The organism is Pantoea sp. KPR_PJ (assembly GCF_041386365.1).
Lineage (GTDB): Bacteria > Pseudomonadota > Gammaproteobacteria > Enterobacterales > Enterobacteriaceae > Pantoea.
In genome coordinates this window covers 652,731-672,182 of record NZ_JABMIK010000002.1, presented here as the reverse complement: position 1 = coordinate 672,182, position 19,452 = coordinate 652,731, and the positions used below count along the sequence as shown (strand labels likewise).

The window sequence follows — 19,452 nt, the reverse complement described above, 5'->3', positions numbered from 1 at the left end:
TTATTCAGGCTGTTCCAGTTTCTTGATGTAATCATAAATCGCCAGTTGAGAGCGGACCTTACGACGATTGCCGCGCGGAACATAGCGGTTCCCCAACTCTTTATCAACGATACGCGCTTTCACCGTATCACTAAACAGAATAGCGATAATGTCCAGAATACGTTGTTTAACGCGGGGATCGAGGATAGATACCGCCACTTCAATGCGGTGATCGATGTTACGCGTCATCCAGTCAGCAGAGGAAAGGAAGACTTTTTTGTCGCCACCATTTTCGAAAATATAGACGCGATCGTGCTCAAGATAGCGGTCAACGATGCTGATCACGCGAATATTTTCACTGATCCCGGGCAGGTCAGGGATCAGGGAGCACATGCCACGCACCAGCAGATTGACCTTCACGCCCGCGCCCGAGGCGGCGTAAAGGCGATCGACCAGACCATTGTCTACCAGGTTGTTAATTTTCAGCGTAATGCCACAGGGATTGCCCTGCTGCGCATTGGCGATTTCGGCATCAATCAGCTGGTAAAGCATCTGACGCGAATTCTGCGGCGAGACCATCAGGTGCTCGAAGCTCACCGGACGGTAGGGGTTTTCAATAAAATTAAATACCCGACGCACTTCATTAGTTATGCGGGCGTCAGCGGTCAGCAGCGAGTAGTCGGTATAGAGGCGCGCCGTCTTCTCATTGAAGTTGCCGGTGCCGATGTGGGCATAGCGCACCACTTCTTCGCCCTCGCGGCGCGAAATCAGGAACAGCTTGGCGTGAATTTTTAGCCCTGGTGCAGAGAAGATCACGTGCACGCCCGCTTCGGTCAGCCGTTTGGCCCACAGAATGTTGGCCTCTTCATCAAAGCGCGCCTGCAACTCCACAACCACGGTAACTTTCTTGCCGTTATAGGCGGCATGCATCATTGCATCCATAATGCGTGAATGTTTTGCCACGCGATAGATGTTGATTTTGATCGCCAGCACGCTGGGATCGAACGACGCCTGGCGCAGCAGCTCCAGCACATGCTCAAAGGTGTGGTAGGGATAATAGAGCAAAATATCGCGGTCGCGGATGGCATCGAAACCGTTGCGGAAACCGTCGAAGCCGATATGGCGGATCTGCGGCAGCGGCCGGTTTACCAGATTGCTTTTGCCCACGTCCGGAAAACCGATAAAGTCTTTGAAGTTATGGTAGCGGCCACCGGGAATAATCGAGTCGTAGTTAGAGATGGTCAGCTTGTTGCGCAGCAGCTCTACCATCGCATCAGGCATATCGCGCTGATAAACAAAGCGCACCGGTTCGGCGGTCAGACGCTGCTTCAGGCTGGAGGACATCAGCTCCAGCAGGCTCGACTCCATCTCGGTAACCAGATCGTACTCCGCATCGCGGGTCATCTTCATGGAGTAGGCGTTCAGCGCGTCATAATCAAAGAAGCCTTTAAAGATATCATCCAGGCAGTAGCGCAGAATGTTATCAAGCAGGATCATAGGTTTGCGGCGGCGCGGCGATTCGGCGGGCAGATTAATGAAACGCGGCACTTTGTCGGAGGGGATCTCCAGCAGGGCGTAGCGGATATCATCGCCGCGAATGATCTCTACCGCCAGATAGGTGTAGTCATCCTTGAGAAATTCGGTGAGATCGGTGTCATGGTTAATCAGAATCGGCGTAATGTGCTGACGCAGTTCGTGCTTGAAATAGTGGCGTAGCCAGACCTGCTGGTTAGATGAAAGCTGGCGCTCGTTAATGAGGAAGATTTGGTTACGCGCCAGCTCCAGCAGCAGCTCATTATAAAGACCGTCAAACTCCTGTTCCGATTTCATCACGCGCTGCTGGATTTTTTTCAGCAGGTGGCGCGGCTGGCCCGGTGAACCCTGTTCTTCACCGATCAGGATGCGCCGCTTGAGATCGGCAAAGCGAACTTTATAAAACTCGTCAAGATTGTTGGAGTAGATCCCCAGAAAACGCATGCGTTCAATTAGCGGGTTGGTTTTGTCTGCCGCTTCTTGCAAAACGCGTTCGTTAAAGGATAACCAGCTTAATTCTTTTTCTATATATAGCTTTTCCTGACCCATTCTGACTCCATATCGCGTTTGCAGGACTTCAAGAACCAGTGTCCGACATCATTATGGCGAGAGTATGGCAACCTTGTCCAACGTCTATAGTTGTCTTATCAACCAGCTACGGGCAACATAGCGGCTAATTGCCGATCCCATTCAGAGCCGCATGAGTCTAAACCATATACCTGTTAACTTCAGCGACCGCCGTCGCCGCGCGATCGACCGCTATACGCGGCGTCTGGTGACGTGCTGTGGTATCGCTATCTTACTGCTGATGCTGCTGCTCTTTTTCTGGTTGATTTGGGTGGTACTGCCGCTGTTTGCTGGACCGGCACTTCATGCGCAGGCCACGCAGCAGCTGTGGGATCGCGAACCGGCACTGGCCGTAGGGATTCAGGGTGAACAGGGGTGGCGTATCGGACGTGACGGCGCGGCGCGCATGATCCCACTTGATGGGCAGCCTGCTGAGCCTGCGTGGATACTGCGTCCGGCCCCGCAGCAGGTCGTCAGCAGCGCCGATCGCCGCACGCTGCTGCTGAACGTGCAGGGCGCGCTGACGCTGCTTCAGCCTGTTGAGGGGGCATGGCGTTATCCGCTGGGTGAAGCGCCGCTGCCGCTGCCTGGCGGCGCGGTAAAAATCATGGCGCTGGCGGCGTCGGGCGAAAACAGGTGGCGCGTTGCCGCGCTGAATGCGGCCGGCGTAAGCGTCATGACGCTGGCAGCTCAACAAGCTCCACATCTTATTCACCTGCCGCAGAAGCAGGCAGATCGTCTGCTGCTGTCACCGCAGGGCGATCTGCTCTACACCAGTGAAGGCAACAGGCTGCGCGTCTGGCAGCTCAATGACGAACGGGCGACGCTGCGCGAAACCGTGGAGCTGGCGCAGCCGCCGCGCACTTTGCACCTGCTGGCGGGCGGCCAGAGCTTGCTGATCCAGGATGGGCGTGGCATCACACAGTGGTTCTCAATCGCTGGCGCGCAAGGGCCTCGCCTGCACCAAATCCGCACCTTTCACCAAAGCAGCCCCACCGCAGCCATCATCACGGAAACGCAGCGCCGCGTTTTTGCCACGCTGGAGGCTGACGGCACGCTGAAGCTCTTCGCCAGCAAGCAGCCTGGCCCCATCCTGCAACGCCAGCTTGCACCCGGTATCGAGCTGGCAACCTTTTCACCGCGCGGCGATGCGCTGCTGCTGGAGCGCGCGGGCAACTGGCAGCTGCTGCGCATCAGCAACCCCTGGCCGGACGTCAGCTGGCGCAGCTTCTGGCAAAAGATCTGGTATGAAAACTATCCTGCACCTGGCTGGGTCTGGCAGTCCACCAACGCCGCAGACAGCTATCAGGCGAAGTTCAGCTTTATGCCGATGGTGACGGGCACGCTCAAGGCGGCGGCGCTCTCACTGCTGTTTGCCACGCCGCTGGCGCTGGCCGCAGCCATGTACACCGCCTGGTTTATGTCGCCTGGCCTGCGCCGCTGGGTAAAACCCGCAATAGAAATGATGGGGGCGCTGCCCAGCGTGGTGATTGGCCTGATTGCGGGCCTGTGGCTGGCTCCGCATATCAGTCAGGCGCTGCCGGGCGTCTTGCTGCTGCCCCTGACGCTGGCGGCCACGCTGCTGATCTGCGGCGCGCTGAGCCACCATTTACCGCCACGCTGGCGACAGCCGGGGCGTGAAGTGATGCTGCTGATACCTCTGTTGCTTATCGTTACGCTGGCCACGCTGCTCATTCCGGTATGGCTGATGCGCGACGCGGCGGAATGGCTGCCGCACTATGAACAGCGCAACCTGCTGGTCGCCGGGCTGGCGATGGGCTTTGCGCTGGTCCCGCTGATTTTTACCCTGTCAGAAGATGCGCTGTTTAGCGTGCCGGCCTCGCTGGGGCAGGGCTCGCTGGCGCTGGGGGCGACGCCGTGGCAGACCCTGACCCGGGTTGTGTTGCCGGGCGCATCGGCGGGGATCTTTGCCTCGCTGATGATTGGCTTTGGCCGGGCGGTGGGGGAGACCATGATTGTCCTGATGGCAACCGGCAATACGCCACAGAGTGACGGTGGCCTCTTTTCCGGGCTTCGTGCGCTCTCCGCCAATATCGCGATTGAAATGCCGGAAGCCGCGGCGGGCAGCGCACACTACCGCATTTTGTTTCTCAGCGCGCTGCTGCTACTGGTGTTCACCCTGATTATCAACACGCTGGCGGAGCTGATTCGACAGCGACTGCGCCAGCGCTATAGCCAGCACGAGGGACAGGCATGACGGCCATGCGACAAAACGATCGCTGGCGCTGGCTGACCGCAGGGGCGGTGGCGGTTTGCCTGCTGGCCTTTACCTTGCTGATTGCGCTGCTGGCGTGGCAGGGGATGCGTGCCTTCTGGCCGCAGCGCGTCGATCTCTACACGCTCACGCAGCCTGACGGGCAAATGACCACGCTGCTGGGCGAAACCCTGGAACATCAGCCGCATTTTCCCGCGCCAGCAGCAGAGAGCGGGTCACAGCCGGCTACTCAGGTTCACCGCTACCTGATTAAAACCGGCAACCGCGACTGGGATGCGCCCGATTTTCGGGTGCTTTACACCCGCGAGGCGATGAAAGCGAGCCAGCCTGAGGCGGTACTGGTGTTACAGCGGCGCAGCGGCGGCAATGCCTACGGCTGGTTTACCGGGCTGCGGGAAGATAACGAGCCGCTGACGGCACGCGATCCCAACGCGCTGCTGCACCAGCGGATGAAGCAGGTGCAGGTGCTGCTGCAAAAAATCAATCATCTTCGCCGGGTTGACCTCGCGCGGCTTAACGATCAGCTGGCGGCGCTGGACGCGCGTGCCGATCGGCTGCGCCAGCAGCAGCAGTTTGACACCCAGGCGCTGTCGGAATTTGAGGCTAACCAGGCGGCGCTACAGCGTCGATTCGCGCAGCTCAGCAGCCAGCTGGCCGACCTGCAGCGTGCAAGCCAGCGAGATGTGCTGATGCTGAGCGACGCACAAAATCGCCAGCACGCTATCCCTCTCGCGCAAATTGTAGAGGCCTGGTATCCCAATACCATGAGCACGCCGCAGAAGCTGGGCCATACGCTGCGTCAAATCTGGCATTTTGTCAGCGACTCCCCGGCGGAAAGCGACAGCGGCGCATTTCCTGCGATTTTCGGCACCGTACTGATGGTGCTGCTGATGTCGCTGGTGGTTATGCCGTTTGGCGTGATTGCGGCGATCTGGCTGCATGAGTATGCAGGTCGCAACGCCCTGACGCGGCTGGTGCGTATTGCAGTGGTGAATCTGGCGGGGGTGCCGTCGATTGTTTATGGCGTGTTCGGGCTGGGCTTTTTTGTCTGGCTGGTGGGGGGGACGATCGATCAGCTCTTTTTCTCCCGCGCGCTGCCTAATCCGACCTTCGGCACGCCGGGGCTGCTGTGGGCTGCGCTTACGCTGGCCCTGCTGACGCTGCCGGTGGTGATTGTGGCGACTGAAGAGGGGCTGTCGCGCATTCCTGATTCGCTGCGGCAGGGCTCGCTGGCGCTTGGGGCAACCCAGGCGGAGACGCTCTGGCATGTGGTTCTGCCGATGGCGCGGCCTGCGATGCTGACCGGTCTGATCCTGGCGGTGGCGCGTGCTGCGGGTGAAACCGCGCCGCTGATGCTGGTAGGCGTCGTTAAGATGGTGCCGGAACTGCCGGTCGACGCGGTTTTTCCCTGGCTGCATCTCGATCGCAAGTTTATGCATCTCGGCTTTCAGATTTACGATCTCGCCTTTCAGAGCCCCAACGTTGAAGCCGATCGTCCGCTGGTCTATGCCACGGCGCTGCTGCTGGTAATGATTATCCTGTCGCTGAACCTGCTGGCCATGGCCCTGCGCCACCGGTTACGCGAACGCTACCGCCTGATGACCCAATAAAAGATGATGACTATGATGCCTGATCCCGCAGCGGCGCTGACGCTAAACCACCTTTCGTTATGGTATGGCGAGCGTCAGGCGTTGCATGACATTTCGCTCCAGATCCCAGAAAAGCACATTACCGCGTTGATTGGCCCATCCGGCTGCGGCAAGTCGACGCTGCTGCGCTGCTTTAATCGTATGAATGACGTCGTGGACAACTGCCGCATCGAAGGTGAAATATGGCTGGGCAGCCACGCCATTATGCAGGCGTCACAGGATCTGTCAGCGTTGCGCCGGCGCGTTGGCATGGTGTTTCAGCGTCCCAACCCCTTTCCCAAATCCATCTATGAAAATGTGGTATATGGCCTGCGATTGCAGGGCGTGCGCGACAGGCGCGTACTGAACGAGGCGTGCGAACGCGCGCTGCGTGCGGCGGCGCTGTGGAGTGAGGTAAAAGATCAGCTGGGGCAAAATGCGCTGATGCTCTCCAGCGGCCAGCAGCAGCGGCTGGTTATCGCCCGCGCTATCGCTATTGAGCCTGAGGTGCTGCTGCTGGACGAGCCGACCTCGGCGCTGGACCCCATCTCTACGCTGGTTATTGAGGAGCTGATGACCACGCTGAAGCAGCACTTTACGCTGGTGCTGGTGACGCACAATATGCAGCAGGCGTCGCGCGTGTCGGATTATACGGCGTTTATGCATCAGGGCACGGTGGTAGAGTTTGACGAAACGGACCGGATTTTTACCTCGCCGCGCAGTCGCCGCACTGAGGATTATATTACCGGGCGCTATGGCTAGCGGCGAAGGCGTATGTCGCAGAGCGTATCCGCACCTCGCTTAAGCTAACTCAGCACGTTCAGCCCGGCCCTCTCCATCTCAGTGATAAGGTGCACAGGGTGCGGGCCAAAACGCGTTCTTACGCAGGCAAAAGGTTTGCACGGCGGTTGAGGGGACTGTTAACGCCGTGAGTCTCAGGTAGCCTGGACCTGGCCTTCGCTAGTCATCCGCATAACCCTGCGGCGGCAGCGGCTGATTATCCAGCCAGGCTTTACCCTCACGCATCGCCAGACGACCGTCCACAAACCAGCTAATCACCAGCGGATAGATCGCATGCTCCTGATGCTGCACGCGTGCGGTGATTTCCGCTTCGTCGTCGCCGGAGAAGACCGGCACGCGCGCCTGTAATATCACCGGGCCACCGTCCAGCTCGTCGGTGACAAAGTGCACGGAAGTACCATGTTCGGCGTCGCCGTTTGCCAGCGCCTGACGATGGGTGTGCAGACCAGGATATTTCGGCAGCAGAGAAGGATGGATATTCAGCAGGCGATCGTGATAGTGCGCAACAAAGGCGCTGCTCAGGATGCGCATATAGCCGGCCAGCACCACCAGGTCGGGCGCACAGGCGTCAATCTCCTGCATCAGCTGGCGATCGAAAGCATCGCGATCGGGGAAATCGCTGGCCGCGAGCGCATAGGCTGGCACACCCGCTTCACGCGCGCGCGTCAGACCAAAAGCTGACGATTTATTACTGAAAACGGCAGCTACGCTGCCGTTAATCCGCCCGCTTGCGCAGGCGTCGAGGATGGACTGAAGATTGCTTCCGTTGCCGGAGATCAGCACAACCAGCTTTTTCATGCGTTAATGACCACGCGCTCTTCGGCATCAGATGCCTTGATTACACCGATCTTCCAGGCTTTTTCACCCGCAGCCTGCATCAGCGCCACTGCTTTATCGGCTTCGGCAGCGCTCAGCGCAATCACCATACCGACGCCGCAGTTAAAGGTGCGGTACATTTCGTGACGGCTGACGTTACCGGCCTGCTGCATCCAGCTGAACACGGCGGGCCATTCCCAGCTTTTCTCATCAATGATCGCCTGCGTGTTATCCGGCAGCACGCGCGGGATGTTCTCCCAGAAGCCGCCACCGGTCAGGTGAGCAATGGCATGCACGTCTACCTGCTCGATCAGGCTCAGGATATTTTTCACATAAATGCGCGTCGGCTCCAGCAGGTGATCCGCAAGCGGCTTGCCGTCCAGCTGTTTGGTCAGCGGATCGGTCTGGCTGACTTCCAGAATCTTACGCACCAGTGAATAGCCGTTGGAGTGCGGGCCGCTGGAACCCAGCGCGATCAGCACGTCGCCGTCCTGCACCTTAGTGCCGTCAATGATCTCGGACTTCTCGACCACGCCGACGCAGAAACCGGCTACGTCATAGTCTTCGCCGTGGTACATGCCGGGCATTTCAGCCGTTTCACCGCCGACCAGCGCACAGCCTGACTGCAGACAGCCTTCGGCGATGCCGGTAATGACAGAGGAGGCGGTCTCTACATCCAGTTTGCCGGTCGCATAATAGTCGAGGAAAAACAGCGGCTCCGCGCCCTGAACCACCAGATCGTTCACGCACATGGCGACCAGGTCGATGCCGATAGCGTCATGGCGCTTCAGATCCATCGCCAGACGCAGCTTGGTGCCGACGCCGTCGGTGCCGGAGACCAGTACCGGTTCGCGATATTTCTGCGGCAGTGCGCAAAGCGCACCGAAACCACCCAGTCCACCCATAACTTCCGGGCGGCGAGTCTTTTTCACTACGCCTTTGATACGGTCAACCAGAGCATTACCAGCATCAATATCAACACCGGCGTCTTTGTAGCTGAGAGAGGTCTTGTCGGTCACTGCGGAATCCCCACGCGATTGCGGTTGGTGGTTAACAAAAAGCGCGGCAATTCTAACAGCGCAGGCAAACGTTTGCGAGCCCCATTGCCAGGTAGAATTGCGTACGGGGCGATTTTCATCAATCCTTGAATAACGGATCAAAACTTTCCCTCTTTGCGCAACGACATATGGCGCGCTTGCGAAAAGGCGGTATAATCCCGCGATTTTTTTTAGCTCAACTCATTCCGGGAGAACACCAATGAAGATCGTGGAAGTCAAACACCCGCTGGTCAAACATAAACTGGGCCTGATGCGTGAGCATGATATCAGTACGAAGCGCTTCCGCGAGCTGGCGTCTGAGGTTGGCAGCCTGCTGACCTATGAAGCCACCGCCGATCTGGAAACCGAGCGCGTTACCATCGAGGGCTGGAACGGCCCGGTGGAAATCGATCAGATTAAAGGTAAAAAAATCACCGTCGTGCCCATTCTGCGCGCGGGTCTGGGGATGATGGAAGGGGTGCTGGAGCATGTGCCAAGCGCGCGTATCAGCGTTGTCGGGGTGTATCGTGACGAAGAGACGCTGGAGCCGGTGCCCTATTTCCAGAAGCTGGTTTCCAACATTGAAGAGCGTCTTGCGCTGGTGGTTGACCCGATGCTGGCAACCGGCGGCTCAATGATCGCCACCATTGATCTGCTGAAAAAAGCGGGCTGCACCAGCATTAAAGTGCTGGTTCTGGTTGCCGCGCCGGAAGGCATCGCTGCGCTGGAGAAGGCGCATCCTGACGTTGAGCTCTACACTGCGTCCGTCGATCATGGACTGAATGAAAAAGGTTATATCATTCCCGGGCTGGGCGACGCCGGCGACAAGATTTTCGGAACCAAGTAACTGAAGCAGCCGACCAGAGAGTCGGCTTTTTTTTGGCAAAAAAAGATAACCTTTAAAGGGGATAAATGATGACTCGTCGCGCCATTGGCGTTAGCGAACGCCCACCGCTACTGCAAACGATACCGCTCAGCCTGCAGCATCTCTTCGCCATGTTCGGCGCAACGGTGCTGGTACCCATTCTGTTTCACATTAACCCGGCGACGGTGCTGCTGTTCAACGGCGTCGGCACACTGCTTTATCTCTTTATCTGTAAAGGCAAAATTCCTGCTTATCTTGGTTCCAGCTTCGCCTTTATTTCGCCAGTGCTGCTGCTGCTGCCGCTCGGTTACGAGCTGGCGCTCGGCGGTTTTATTCTGTGCGGCGTGCTGTTCTGCATCGTGGCGCTGATTGTTAAAAAAGCGGGCACCGGCTGGATAGATGTGATGTTTCCACCGGCGGCCATGGGCGCGATTGTTGCGGTCATCGGCCTGGAGCTGGCGGGCGTGGCGGCCAATATGGCTGGCCTGCTGCCTGCGGAAGGCACCCGTCCTGACAGCACCACCATTACTATCTCTCTGGTAACGCTCGCCGTGACGGTATTTGGTTCGGTGCTGTTTCGCGGCTTTCTTGCCATTATCCCGATTCTGGTCGGAGTGATTGTGGGCTATGCGCTCTCCTTCGCGATGGGCATTGTTGACTGGACGCCTGTCTATAACGCGCCCTGGTTTGCGCTGCCTACCTTTTACACGCCGCGCTTTGAATGGGCGGCAATGCTGACGATTCTTCCCGCCGCGCTGGTGGTCATTGCCGAGCACGTCGGACATCTGGTCGTCACGGCCAACATTGTGAAAAAAGATCTGATCCGCGATCCCGGCCTGCATCGCTCTATGTTCGCTAATGGCCTCTCAACGGTCATCTCTGGCTTTTTTGGCTCGACGCCGAATACCACCTATGGCGAAAACATCGGCGTCATGGCGATCACCCGCGTCTACAGCACCTGGGTCATCGGCGGGGCGGCCATTATTGCTATCCTGCTGTCGTGCGTGGGCAAACTGGCGGCCGCCATCCAGGCGATCCCGGTGCCGGTGATGGGCGGCGTGTCGCTGCTGCTTTACGGCGTGATCGGCGCCTCCGGTATCCGCGTGCTGATTGAATCCAGAGTCGATTACAGCAAGGCACAAAACCTGATCCTTACCTCGGTGATCCTGATCATCGGCGTAAGCGGGGCGAAGGTGCATATTGGTGCGGCGGAGCTGAAAGGCATGGCGCTGGCGACGCTGGTTGGCGTGCTGCTGGCGTTGATTTTCCGCGTGATCACGCTGCTGCGTCCGGAAGAAGTGGTACTGGATGCCGACGAAAAGGGCGGTCACTGAGACCGGTCCGGGCAGGGATGCCCGTTATGCTTTCCTGGCGAAAACTGTGGTAGACTTGCCCCGTTTTTTGCCTGTTCCTTTTGAGGTGCTTCTGAACACGCCGGCACAACTGTCACTGCCACTTTACTTACCGGATGACGAAACCTTCGCCAGCTTCTGGCCGGGGGAAAACCCGTCGCTTATTGCCGCTCTTAAAGGGGCGCTCAGCCAGCAGCACGGCAGCTATCTCTATTTCTGGTCGCGAGAGGGCGGTGGACGCAGTCATCTGTTGCATGCCGCCTGCGCGGAGATGTCGGCGCGCGGCGAGGCGGTCGGCTATGTGCCGCTGGATAAGCGTACCTGGTTTGTACCTGACGTGCTGGACGGTATGGAGCATCTGGCGCTGGTCTGCATCGACAATATCGAGTGCATCGCCGGGGAAGAGGCATGGGAGATGGCCATCTTCAATCTTTATAACCGCATTCTGGAAACCGGTAAAACCCGGCTGCTGATTACCGGCGATCGTCCACCGCGTCAGCTCAATCTTAATCTGCCGGATCTCGCCTCGCGCCTTGACTGGGGCCAGATCTACCGCCTGCAACCGCTGAGCGATGAAGATAAACTTCAGGCCTTACAGCTGCGCGCCGGGATGCGGGGTTTTGAACTGCCGGAAGATGTCGGTCGGTTCCTGCTGAAACGCCTCGATCGCGAAATGCGCACGCTGTTTGAGACGCTGGATCGCCTCGATCGCGCCTCCATTAGCGCCCAGCGCAAACTCACCATTCCTTTTGTCAAAGAGACGCTCGGTCTTTAAAGGATCTCCAGCACCGCTTCCGGCGGACGGCCAAGACGCGCCTGCGCACCGTTAATGACGATCGGACGTTCCAGCAGTTTTGGATGCGCTGCCAGCGCGTCGAGCAGCTCACTTTCGCTGGCCTGCTCCAGCTGCAGCTCGCGGTAGAGATCCTCTTTGATGCGCATGAGCTGGCGCACACTGCTCATGTTGAGTTTTTGCAGCAGGATTTGCAGCGTTTCACGCGTTGGCGGAGTGTCGAGATAGCGCACAATATCCGGTGCGATGCCGTGCTTCTCCAGCAGACTCAGAGTTTCACGGCTCTTGCTACAGCGCGGATTGTGATAAATGGTGACCATCAGTGATTATCCCTTTTGATACTGTTTAAATCGCTTTTGCAGCTGGCGCAGCTGATCGATACGCGCATCGTAACGCGCCTGCTTCAGGCTGCCGACCGGCACCTGTGCGCTGGCGCTGCTCAGCGTGGTAATGGCCTGATCGATCTGGCCGTTGAGCGCCAGCGTCTCGGCGCGTGCTGACATCTCCTCGTCATTCAGTCCCTGCTGGGCTGACGCCTGCGCCAGCAGATCCCAGCCGTTGGTGTCGTCTGGATGCGACCAGGTGTAGCGGTTGAGTATACGGCTGGCGCTGGCGGGCTGCTTCGCCTCGACGTAGGCGTTTGCCAGGTTGAGCTGCACCACCGGACTGTTTTTCGCCGCACCTGCACTGTTCAGCCGGGCGATCGCCTGCTGTGGCTGATTCAGGCCGATGTCGATGTCGGTCATGATATCGAGATACCAGATATTGTCAGGCTGTTTCGCCAGCAGGGGATCAATCAGCTTTTTCGCACTGGCAAAACTTTTCGCCTGGAGAAACTGTATCGCTTTGCCATACTGCGCAGCCTGCTGCTCCCGGCTGTTGCCACGGCTATATTCATCCAGCAGCGCATCCGTAAGCTGATTACGGCCAGTCGCGTACATGCCAAGTGCGCGCACTTTAGCCATGTAGTAGTCCTGCGAAGACTGCACCACCACCGGACGCATCTGGTTAGCACGGTTGCGCGCATCCGAGAGTCGGCTGTCCGGCAGCGGGTGCGTCAGTAAAATTTCTGGCGGCTTAGAGGAGAAACGGCTCTGATCGGCCAGCTTCTGCAAAAAATCGGGCATCGCCTGGGGATTGAATCCGGCACGCTGCAACACCTGGATGCCGATGCGATCCGCTTCCTGCTCGTTGCCCTGAGTAAAACTGATAATGCCCTGCTGCGTACCCGCGAGCGTGCCGGTCAGCGCCGCCATGCCGGCCTGCGGGTTAGCCATCGCCAGCAAAATCGACCCCAGTGCACCAACCCAGGTCAGCGGCGCGTTGCGCTTCTGATCTTCCATCGCCCGCGCCAGATGGCGCTGGGTAACGTGGGAAATTTCATGCGCCATCACTGAGGCAAGCTGGCTTTCATTCTCGCTAAACCGGAACAGCGAGGCGTGCAGCACCACGTTGCCGCCAAAGAAGGCAAAGGCATTGAGTTCGTCGTTCTGGATCAGGAAAAAGTGAAAAGGGGTCTTTACCGAATCAGCATGGGCGACCAGCCGCTGACCAAGCTGGTTAATGTACTGGTTGAGCAGAGGATCGTTAATCAGCGGTGCGCTGGCCCGCAGCTGGCGCACATAAAAGTCGCCCATCTGCATCTCCTGGCCAATAGAGAGCGTTGAGCCTGCCGTCGTGCCCATGTCGGGCAGCGAGTCGCTGATGTCTGCCCGGGCGGGCAGCTGTGGCATGACAATCAGCGTGGGAAGCAGCGCGGCGAGTAGCGTTTTCTTTAACCGGTTCAACATGCCTGGATCCTGTAGAAAAGCCCTGAGGCCGGGAAAGGTCATTGTGCACTGTCAGGGCAACAGACGCGTTGCGCCTATCTTAACCAGAGCCAAAAAAGAAAGAAACGGGCAGCTCTGGCATTAACGAAGGCGAAAAGGGGATTTTTGTAGCAAAAAATTGAACATGTGCCGCAGAGTGAGGGCACCCTTATGCAAAAGGCGTATTAAATGATCAGGACCTGCAATCGTCATATTACCGGCGTTTACGACTGCGAGCCATCGGGTAAGGGACCGCCCGGGGCTTTACAATATGCCCGCACCCACAGCGTTTATGATTAAAGATATGTAAATTTACTCAAAAAAACTGAATGTGGCATGTTTTTTTCCAGGCTTTCTCTGAAAAAAGTGCGAGAGCAAGGGCAGCGGAGAGAAAACGAAAATTAATAACTTTTATGGTCATTCATTCGCAAATTAAGAACAAGCAGGAATAAATGGTCCATACAGCACAAAAAAACAGCGCGACCCGCCCGGTGCGCGCTTTTTATCCCGATCCACCCAATTCTGACCTCTTTTTCCGGCTCCATCGACAGGGCTTATTGATTAGCAAGGCTAACAATTTCATTTGAAAGTAACGCAACGTTGACCGCCAGACGGCAGGGCTTTTGCCGTGTCGGGGCTGTGGTATAGATAGCTCACCCAATTCAGGATCGGAATCAGCAACTCGCTGTTGTCTGGAGAAAATCTATGCGTTCAGCTGTATCTTACGCGCTCATTGCCATTATTGGCGGTGCGGTAGGCGCGGGCGTTACTCAGAGCGGCGCGCTCTATCAAAAAGTGGTTAACCACTTTGCGGCTAAACCCAGCGATCCCGATGGATTCTGGAGCACACCTGCCGTCGACGGCTACGGAAAAATTCATTACGAAACAGATGCCGCTTTTAAACCGGTTGCGGGCCTGAGCAATAAGATTGTCTTTCAGATTACCCGCAGCGATGGGGCAATGACCGACGTTAATCTTGGCCTGGAGCGCGTCGCGCGCGTGGTCAATCTCTATGTCGCCTCCGGCGTTCCAGCTGACGCGCTGAAGTTCGTCGTTTCAGTCACGGGCGACGCCACGCCCGCCATGCTGGATAACGCCCATTTTAAACAGTTTTACGGCGTAGATAATCCCAATCTCAAACTCATTGGCGAGCTGGATAAGCTGGGCGTAAAGGTCTCCGTCTGCGATCAGTCGGTAGCCTTCCACCACTATCCCAACGACTGGATCGATAAATCCGTTGTTCATGCGCTTTCCAGCCCAACCACGGTCTCGACCCTGCAAAACCAGGGTTATGCATGGCTACAAATGTAATCCCTTTTAAAGATAACAAGCAGGAGAAAATAATGCGTCCAGCGGCCTATATTGTGGTGGCGGCGATAGCCGGGTTTGTGGGTGGTAATGTCTTACAGCTGCCGGAATTATATGAAAAAGTGACGGGCAAATTTGCCAGTAACCCGACGCAGCCAGCGGATTTCTGGAGCACGCCCGCTATAGAAGGCTTTGGCAAAATTCATTATGTCGATACGCCCGCCTTTAAACCGGGTACCGTACCAGGCCTGAGCAACAAGGTGGTGTTCCAGATTAACCGCAGCGAAGGGGATATTCGCCAGCCGAACCTTGGGCTGGAGCGTGTTGCTCGCGTCACCAACCTTTACTACGCCGCAGGTGTGCCGCTCGATCAGCTGAAATTTGTGGTATCGATTAACAGCGATGCGGTGCCTGCGGCCCTGAATAATGAGCAGTTCCATAAAACCTACGGCGTGGATAATCCTAATCTCAAGCTGATTGACGAACTGAAAAAAGCGGGCGTCAAGGTATCGATCTGCGACCAGTCGGTGGCCTTCCATAACCTCCAGCGTGACTGGATCGATCAGCGTGTGACCCATACCCTCTCCAGCGGCACCACCGTGGCGACGTTGCAGAATGAAGGCTACGCCTTCCTGATGCTATAGACTGCCAGTCCACAGCGGCCCTGTGCCGCTGTGCTTTTCTTTTCTGTTACGCTGCGGATTCTGTCCGATAATCCACATGACCTGACTGGCTCGTACTCGCTTCAAACCCTCTATTTCTGCAATTGCCTGTGGTAGGAGAGGTGCTCACGGCGGTGGCAAGGTGTACACTTATATCTTGCCTCACCAGGGCACAACGCTTCTAAAAATAACAAATCTCTCAGGCAATCCAGTATGGACTTATCTTTTCCAGCGGGCGTGCAATGCTAATGCGCCTGCTTCCAAGAACCGATCTGCGCACACTTATCGCACTTCTTGCCATTGTCAGCATTGTTGTAACGCTGACCAATTCGCTGTATGCCACCTGGCGCGTGCAGCGTATGGCGCTGATCGACAGCACGCTGGAGGCAAATCGCGCCTATGCCACCAAGCTCGCGTCGACCACCGAAATCTTTTTTCAGCTTGCCCAGTCGCAGTTGCACTACAGCGCCAGGCTGCTTGGCGACGATTTTGATAACCCGGCGCTGCTGCGCCGGGAGGTCGATCGTCTGCGCGAGCAGACCAGCAGCTTTAACTCAGTAGCAGTGGTTGACGTAAACGGTGTGGTGAAGGCAATTTCTCCGGAGTCACTGATGTTGCAGGGCATGCATCTGACCAGCGATGCATCGCGTGAAGCGCTGAGCGTGCGGCAGCCGGTTATCAGCAAGCCCACCATCTCAGCAGCGAATAACCTGATCATCTTTGTCTCCTGGCCTGTCTGGAGCCGTGACGGTCGCTATCTTGGCTACGTGGGCGGCACTATCTATCTGAAAAAGAAAAGTATTCTCAATACGCTGCTCGGCGAGCAGTACTACCGTGACGGCACCAGCGTCTATGTGCTGGACAGCGCCAGCCAGGTGCTTTACCACCAGAACGCCCAGCTGATTGGTAAAACCCTGCCTGCGCTACTTAACGGGCAAGAGGAGAAGACCAGCGGATCGCTGCAGCTTCAGGTGGCAGACGAGCCGCCGCGTCTGGCTGGCTATGCCGTGGTGCCTACCACCGGCTGGACGGTGGTGGCGCTGAAACCGACCGCCGTGACGCTGGAGCCGCTTTCCGGGCTGCTGTTGCAGGTGCTGAAACATTCGGTGCCTTTTGCGCTGCTGACGCTGCTGGTGGCAGTGATCCTGGCGCGACTGATTGCGCTGCCGCTCTGGCAGCTGGCGCGCAAGGCGCGCCAGATGGATGCGCCAGGTGTCTCCAGCGAACTGGGTGCCGTGCATGCCTGGTATTTTGAGGCGGCACAGGTCAAGCGCGCGCTACTGACCGGCATTGGCGTGGTGCAGGATAAGATTGGCCGCCTTAAATCCGAAGTGCAGACCGATCCGTTAACGCAACTGCTCAACCGGCGCGGCCTGAGGGCGGTACTCGATTTTTATCAGACGATGCGCCAGCCGTTTGCCGTGCTGGCGCTGGATATTGACCATTTCAAACGGGTCAATGACAGCTGGGGGCACGATGTAGGCGATCGCGTTATCAGGCAGGTGGCGCAGGCACTCAGCGCCTGCGCACGCCAGAGCGATGTCGTATGCCGCAACGGCGGTGAAGAGTTTCTGATGCTGCTGCCGCTGACGGACATTGAAGAGGCTCGCCGCATTGCCGAGCGGGTACGCGCCAGCATCGCTGACGCCTGGATAGCTGATGTGGGAACCATTACCATTTCCGCTGGCGTTGCCGTCTGGCCAGGCAGAACGCAGCCGCTGGAACAGAGCCTGAAACAGGCCGATGACGCACTTTATCAGGCTAAACATGCCGGACGTAACTGCGTGGTGGTGGCGGGAAGGCCGTCGTAACAGGAAAGCCGGATGCGGCGCAAAGCTGCATCCGGGCAAACATCAGGCGGACTTCAGGTAGTCCATCACGATATCGTGGTGGTTAGAGGTTTTGAAGTCATCAAACACTTTTTCAATGGTGCCATCGGGTCCCACCAGGAAGCTAATACGGTGGATGCCGTCGTAGGTTTTACCCATAAAGGTTTTTTCGCCCCAGACGCCAAACGCCGCGCAAACCTGATGATCTTCGTCCGATAGCAGCGTGAAGTTAAGCAGCTCTTTTTCGGCGAAGCGTGACAGTTTTTCCGGTTTATCGGTGCTGATGCCCAGCACTTCCACGCCCGCTTTTTTCATTTCATCCATATTATCGCGCAGACCGCAGGCCTGAACGGTGCATCCCGGCGTCATCGCTTTTGGATAGAAATAGACCAAAACGCGCTGTCCCTGGAAGTCGGTTAAATTTACCTGTTCGCCATCCTGGTCGGGCAAGCTAAATTTCGGTGCGGTATCACCGGCTTTCAGTGGATTCATCACTACTCTCCATTTTTTTCTTTATGCTGTGGGTAAGACGAGTGCCGACAGGTGAAGCCCGGCGTTCTCTTACCATCAGGGGATATTGCGCCACATAACCCGATCTCAGTAATGTGGAGGAATAGCCCCGGCTCAGTTACAGCTTAGCGTGAAGCAGGGAGTGTCGCCGCGTCGTCATCGGCGAGACTGTAAAAACGCAGCGTGCCTTCGGCGTTCAGCTCGCGGCACAGGGCATAAAACGCTTTTTCAAAGGAGGAGTCGCCCACGCCTGCCGGGCTGTGCGCCGTTATTTGAATATAGAGCGTTGGCGTTTGATCTGCCTGATCCGGTTTGATGCGCGATCCCAGTTCGGCAATATTCATTGCGTGTTTGTCGAACAGATCGGTGAAACGCTCAATAAGGTGGGGCGAATCGGGTACTTCGACCTGAACCCAGACCGTCGCGGGCATCGGCGGACGTGTTCTGGCACGGGTACGCTTCATCACGATCAGCAGCTCCAGCTCTGCGCCTTTGAGCGGCAGGGTGGATTCAATCAGCGTGATAGCGTTCCAGCTGCCAGAGAGCAGCATAATAAAGGTGAACTCATCCCCGAGCATGGCGAGACGGCTGTCTTCAATATTGCATCCGCAGCTGCTGACGTGACGGGTAATAGTATTGACGATACCCGGACGATCAACACCCAGTGCGGTGATCACCAAATGGTGGGGCTGAGACTGCGGCAAAGTGGGATTTCCTGTTCATTCGCTAATAACTATAAGGTAAACATAAAAAAAACTGCTGACAAGCGCAGGAGCGGCGTGGCCTGCTTGCTTTCCGGCAGAAGTAAAACGTACCATGAAGCACTTATTTGTCGAGGGGATCGCCAATGTTCACGGGAAGTATTGTTGCACTCGTTACGCCAATGGATGACAAAGGTAATGTCTGCCGTGCGAGTCTGAAAAAACTGATTGATTATCATGTCGCCAGCGGCACCGCGGCGATCGTTTCCGTCGGCACCACCGGTGAATCTGCGACGCTGAGCCATGAAGAACATGGCGATGTGGTTATGATGACGCTGGAACTGGCGGACGGGCGTATTCCGGTGATTGCCGGAACGGGCGCTAACGCCACCGCAGAAGGCATCTCTCTCACCCGACGTTTTGAAAACAGCGGCGTAGTTGGCTGCCTGACCGTCACGCCTTACTATAACCGTCCGACGCAGGAAGGGCTGTATCAGCACTTTAAAGCAATTGCGGAAAGCACGGCGCTGCCGCAAATGTTATATAACGTCCCCTCACGCACCGGCTGCGATATGCTGCCGGAAACCGTTGCGCGCCTCGCTGAAATCAAAAATATTATCGGAATCAAAGAGGCAACCGGGAACTTATCGCGCGTTAGCCAGATCCAAGCACTGGTCGATGAGGACTTTATTATTGTCAGTGGCGACGATGCCAGCGCACTCGACCTGATGCAGCTGGGTGGCAAAGGCGTGATTTCCGTTACGGCCAACGTTGCGGCGCGTGAAATGGCAGAGCTTTGCGCCCTGGCGCAGCAGGGGAATTTCGCCGAGGCGCGTCGCCTGAATCAGCGTCTGATGCATCTGCATCAGACGCTTTTCTGTGAACCCAATCCTATCCCGGTCAAATGGGCAGCGAAGCAGTTAGGATTAATCGCCAGTGACACGCTGCGTCTGCCAATGACGCCGCTGACTTCAGCGGCCATTCCAAAAGTTGAGCAGGCGTTGATTAAAGCGGGTTTGCGATAAGT

17 protein-coding genes are annotated in these 19,452 nt (G+C 57.1%); 10 read left to right on the top strand and 7 right to left on the bottom strand.

The window, feature by feature from the left end:
* Positions 1 to 2,061, bottom strand: coding sequence for a polyphosphate kinase 1 (gene ppk1, locus HP564_RS07835; protein ID WP_371241769.1), 2,061 nt, complete (start codon positions 2,059 to 2,061; stop codon positions 1 to 3).
* Positions 2,062 to 2,212: 151 nt separating this feature from the next.
* Here ppk1 and HP564_RS07830 point away from each other — a divergent pair, with 151 nt between their 5' ends.
* The 3 genes from HP564_RS07830 to pstB are packed head-to-tail and all read left to right on the top strand — an operon-like array spanning position 2,213 to position 6,705.
* Positions 2,213 to 4,297: an ABC transporter permease subunit gene (locus tag HP564_RS07830; protein WP_371241768.1), complete on the top strand. Its 2,085-nt coding sequence runs from the start codon at positions 2,213 to 2,215 to the stop codon at positions 4,295 to 4,297.
* Complete coding sequence (gene pstA, locus HP564_RS07825; RefSeq protein ID WP_371241766.1) at positions 4,294 to 5,925, top strand: phosphate ABC transporter permease PstA; 1,632 nt, start codon at positions 4,294 to 4,296, stop codon at positions 5,923 to 5,925. Before HP564_RS07830 ends, pstA begins: the two co-directional genes overlap by 4 nt.
* A gap of 6 nt (positions 5,926 to 5,931) precedes the next feature.
* Positions 5,932 to 6,705: a phosphate ABC transporter ATP-binding protein PstB gene (gene pstB / locus HP564_RS07820; protein ID WP_371242025.1), complete on the top strand. Its 774-nt coding sequence runs from the start codon at positions 5,932 to 5,934 to the stop codon at positions 6,703 to 6,705.
* A 198-nt stretch (positions 6,706 to 6,903) separates the two neighbouring features.
* Here pstB and purN read toward each other — a convergent pair whose 3' ends face one another.
* Together purN and purM are read right to left on the bottom strand one after the other, a co-directional pair.
* Positions 6,904 to 7,542 (bottom strand): phosphoribosylglycinamide formyltransferase, encoded by a 639-nt coding sequence (gene purN, locus HP564_RS07815; protein ID WP_371241764.1) that lies wholly within the window; start codon positions 7,540 to 7,542, stop codon positions 6,904 to 6,906.
* Positions 7,539 to 8,579 carry a phosphoribosylformylglycinamidine cyclo-ligase gene (gene purM, locus HP564_RS07810; protein ID WP_371241763.1) on the bottom strand — a complete coding sequence of 347 codons (1,041 nt, stop codon included), beginning with the start codon at positions 8,577 to 8,579 and terminating at the stop codon, positions 7,539 to 7,541. Before purM ends, purN begins: the two co-directional genes overlap by 4 nt.
* A gap of 238 nt (positions 8,580 to 8,817) precedes the next feature.
* Here purM and upp point away from each other — a divergent pair, with 238 nt between their 5' ends.
* The 3 genes from upp to hda all read left to right on the top strand — a co-directional run bounded on the left by upp (position 8,818) and on the right by hda (position 11,589).
* Positions 8,818 to 9,444 carry a uracil phosphoribosyltransferase gene (gene upp, locus HP564_RS07805; protein ID WP_120457591.1) on the top strand — a complete coding sequence of 209 codons (627 nt, stop codon included), beginning with the start codon at positions 8,818 to 8,820 and terminating at the stop codon, positions 9,442 to 9,444.
* A 68-nt stretch (positions 9,445 to 9,512) separates the two neighbouring features.
* Positions 9,513 to 10,796: a uracil permease gene (gene uraA / locus HP564_RS07800; RefSeq protein WP_371242023.1), complete on the top strand. Its 1,284-nt coding sequence runs from the start codon at positions 9,513 to 9,515 to the stop codon at positions 10,794 to 10,796.
* A gap of 91 nt (positions 10,797 to 10,887) precedes the next feature.
* Positions 10,888 to 11,589: a DnaA inactivator Hda gene (hda, locus tag HP564_RS07795; protein ID WP_371242021.1), complete on the top strand. Its 702-nt coding sequence runs from the start codon at positions 10,888 to 10,890 to the stop codon at positions 11,587 to 11,589.
* On the opposite strand, the gene arsC is transcribed toward hda, so the two are convergent.
* Positions 11,586 to 11,927 carry an arsenate reductase (glutaredoxin) gene (arsC, locus tag HP564_RS07790; RefSeq protein ID WP_371241761.1) on the bottom strand — a complete coding sequence of 114 codons (342 nt, stop codon included), beginning with the start codon at positions 11,925 to 11,927 and terminating at the stop codon, positions 11,586 to 11,588. The genes hda and arsC overlap by 4 nt on opposite strands.
* 6 nt (positions 11,928 to 11,933) lie before the next feature.
* Positions 11,934 to 13,397: a M48 family metalloprotease gene (locus tag HP564_RS07785; RefSeq protein ID WP_371241758.1), complete on the bottom strand. Its 1,464-nt coding sequence runs from the start codon at positions 13,395 to 13,397 to the stop codon at positions 11,934 to 11,936.
* A gap of 723 nt (positions 13,398 to 14,120) precedes the next feature.
* Between HP564_RS07785 and HP564_RS07780 the strand changes: the two genes are divergently transcribed.
* The 3 genes from HP564_RS07780 (at position 14,121) to HP564_RS07770 (ending at position 17,196) form a co-directional block, all read left to right on the top strand.
* Entirely contained in the window at positions 14,121 to 14,726 is a 606-nt protein-coding gene (locus tag HP564_RS07780; RefSeq protein ID WP_371241757.1) for a DsrE family protein, read from the top strand.
* Positions 14,727 to 14,758: 32 nt separating this feature from the next.
* Positions 14,759 to 15,367, top strand: a complete 609-nt coding sequence (locus HP564_RS07775; protein WP_371241755.1) for a DsrE family protein — start codon at positions 14,759 to 14,761, stop codon at positions 15,365 to 15,367.
* Between the two features lie 260 nt (positions 15,368 to 15,627).
* Entirely contained in the window at positions 15,628 to 17,196 is a 1,569-nt protein-coding gene (locus HP564_RS07770; RefSeq protein WP_371241753.1) for a diguanylate cyclase, read from the top strand.
* A gap of 42 nt (positions 17,197 to 17,238) precedes the next feature.
* Here HP564_RS07770 and bcp read toward each other — a convergent pair whose 3' ends face one another.
* The gene (gene bcp / locus HP564_RS07765) at positions 17,239 to 17,706 is read right to left on the bottom strand and encodes a thioredoxin-dependent thiol peroxidase (RefSeq protein WP_371241751.1); all 468 of its coding nucleotides are present in this window, start codon (positions 17,704 to 17,706) and stop codon (positions 17,239 to 17,241) included.
* 143 nt (positions 17,707 to 17,849) lie between these two features.
* A complete protein-coding gene (locus tag HP564_RS07760; protein ID WP_371241749.1) occupies positions 17,850 to 18,428 on the bottom strand; it encodes a glycine cleavage system transcriptional repressor in 579 nt (192 codons plus the stop codon).
* A 143-nt stretch (positions 18,429 to 18,571) separates the two neighbouring features.
* Here HP564_RS07760 and dapA point away from each other — a divergent pair, with 143 nt between their 5' ends.
* Positions 18,572 to 19,450, top strand: coding sequence for a 4-hydroxy-tetrahydrodipicolinate synthase (gene dapA, locus HP564_RS07755; RefSeq protein ID WP_371241747.1), 879 nt, complete (start codon positions 18,572 to 18,574; stop codon positions 19,448 to 19,450).
* Positions 19,451 to 19,452 lie beyond the last annotated feature (2 nt).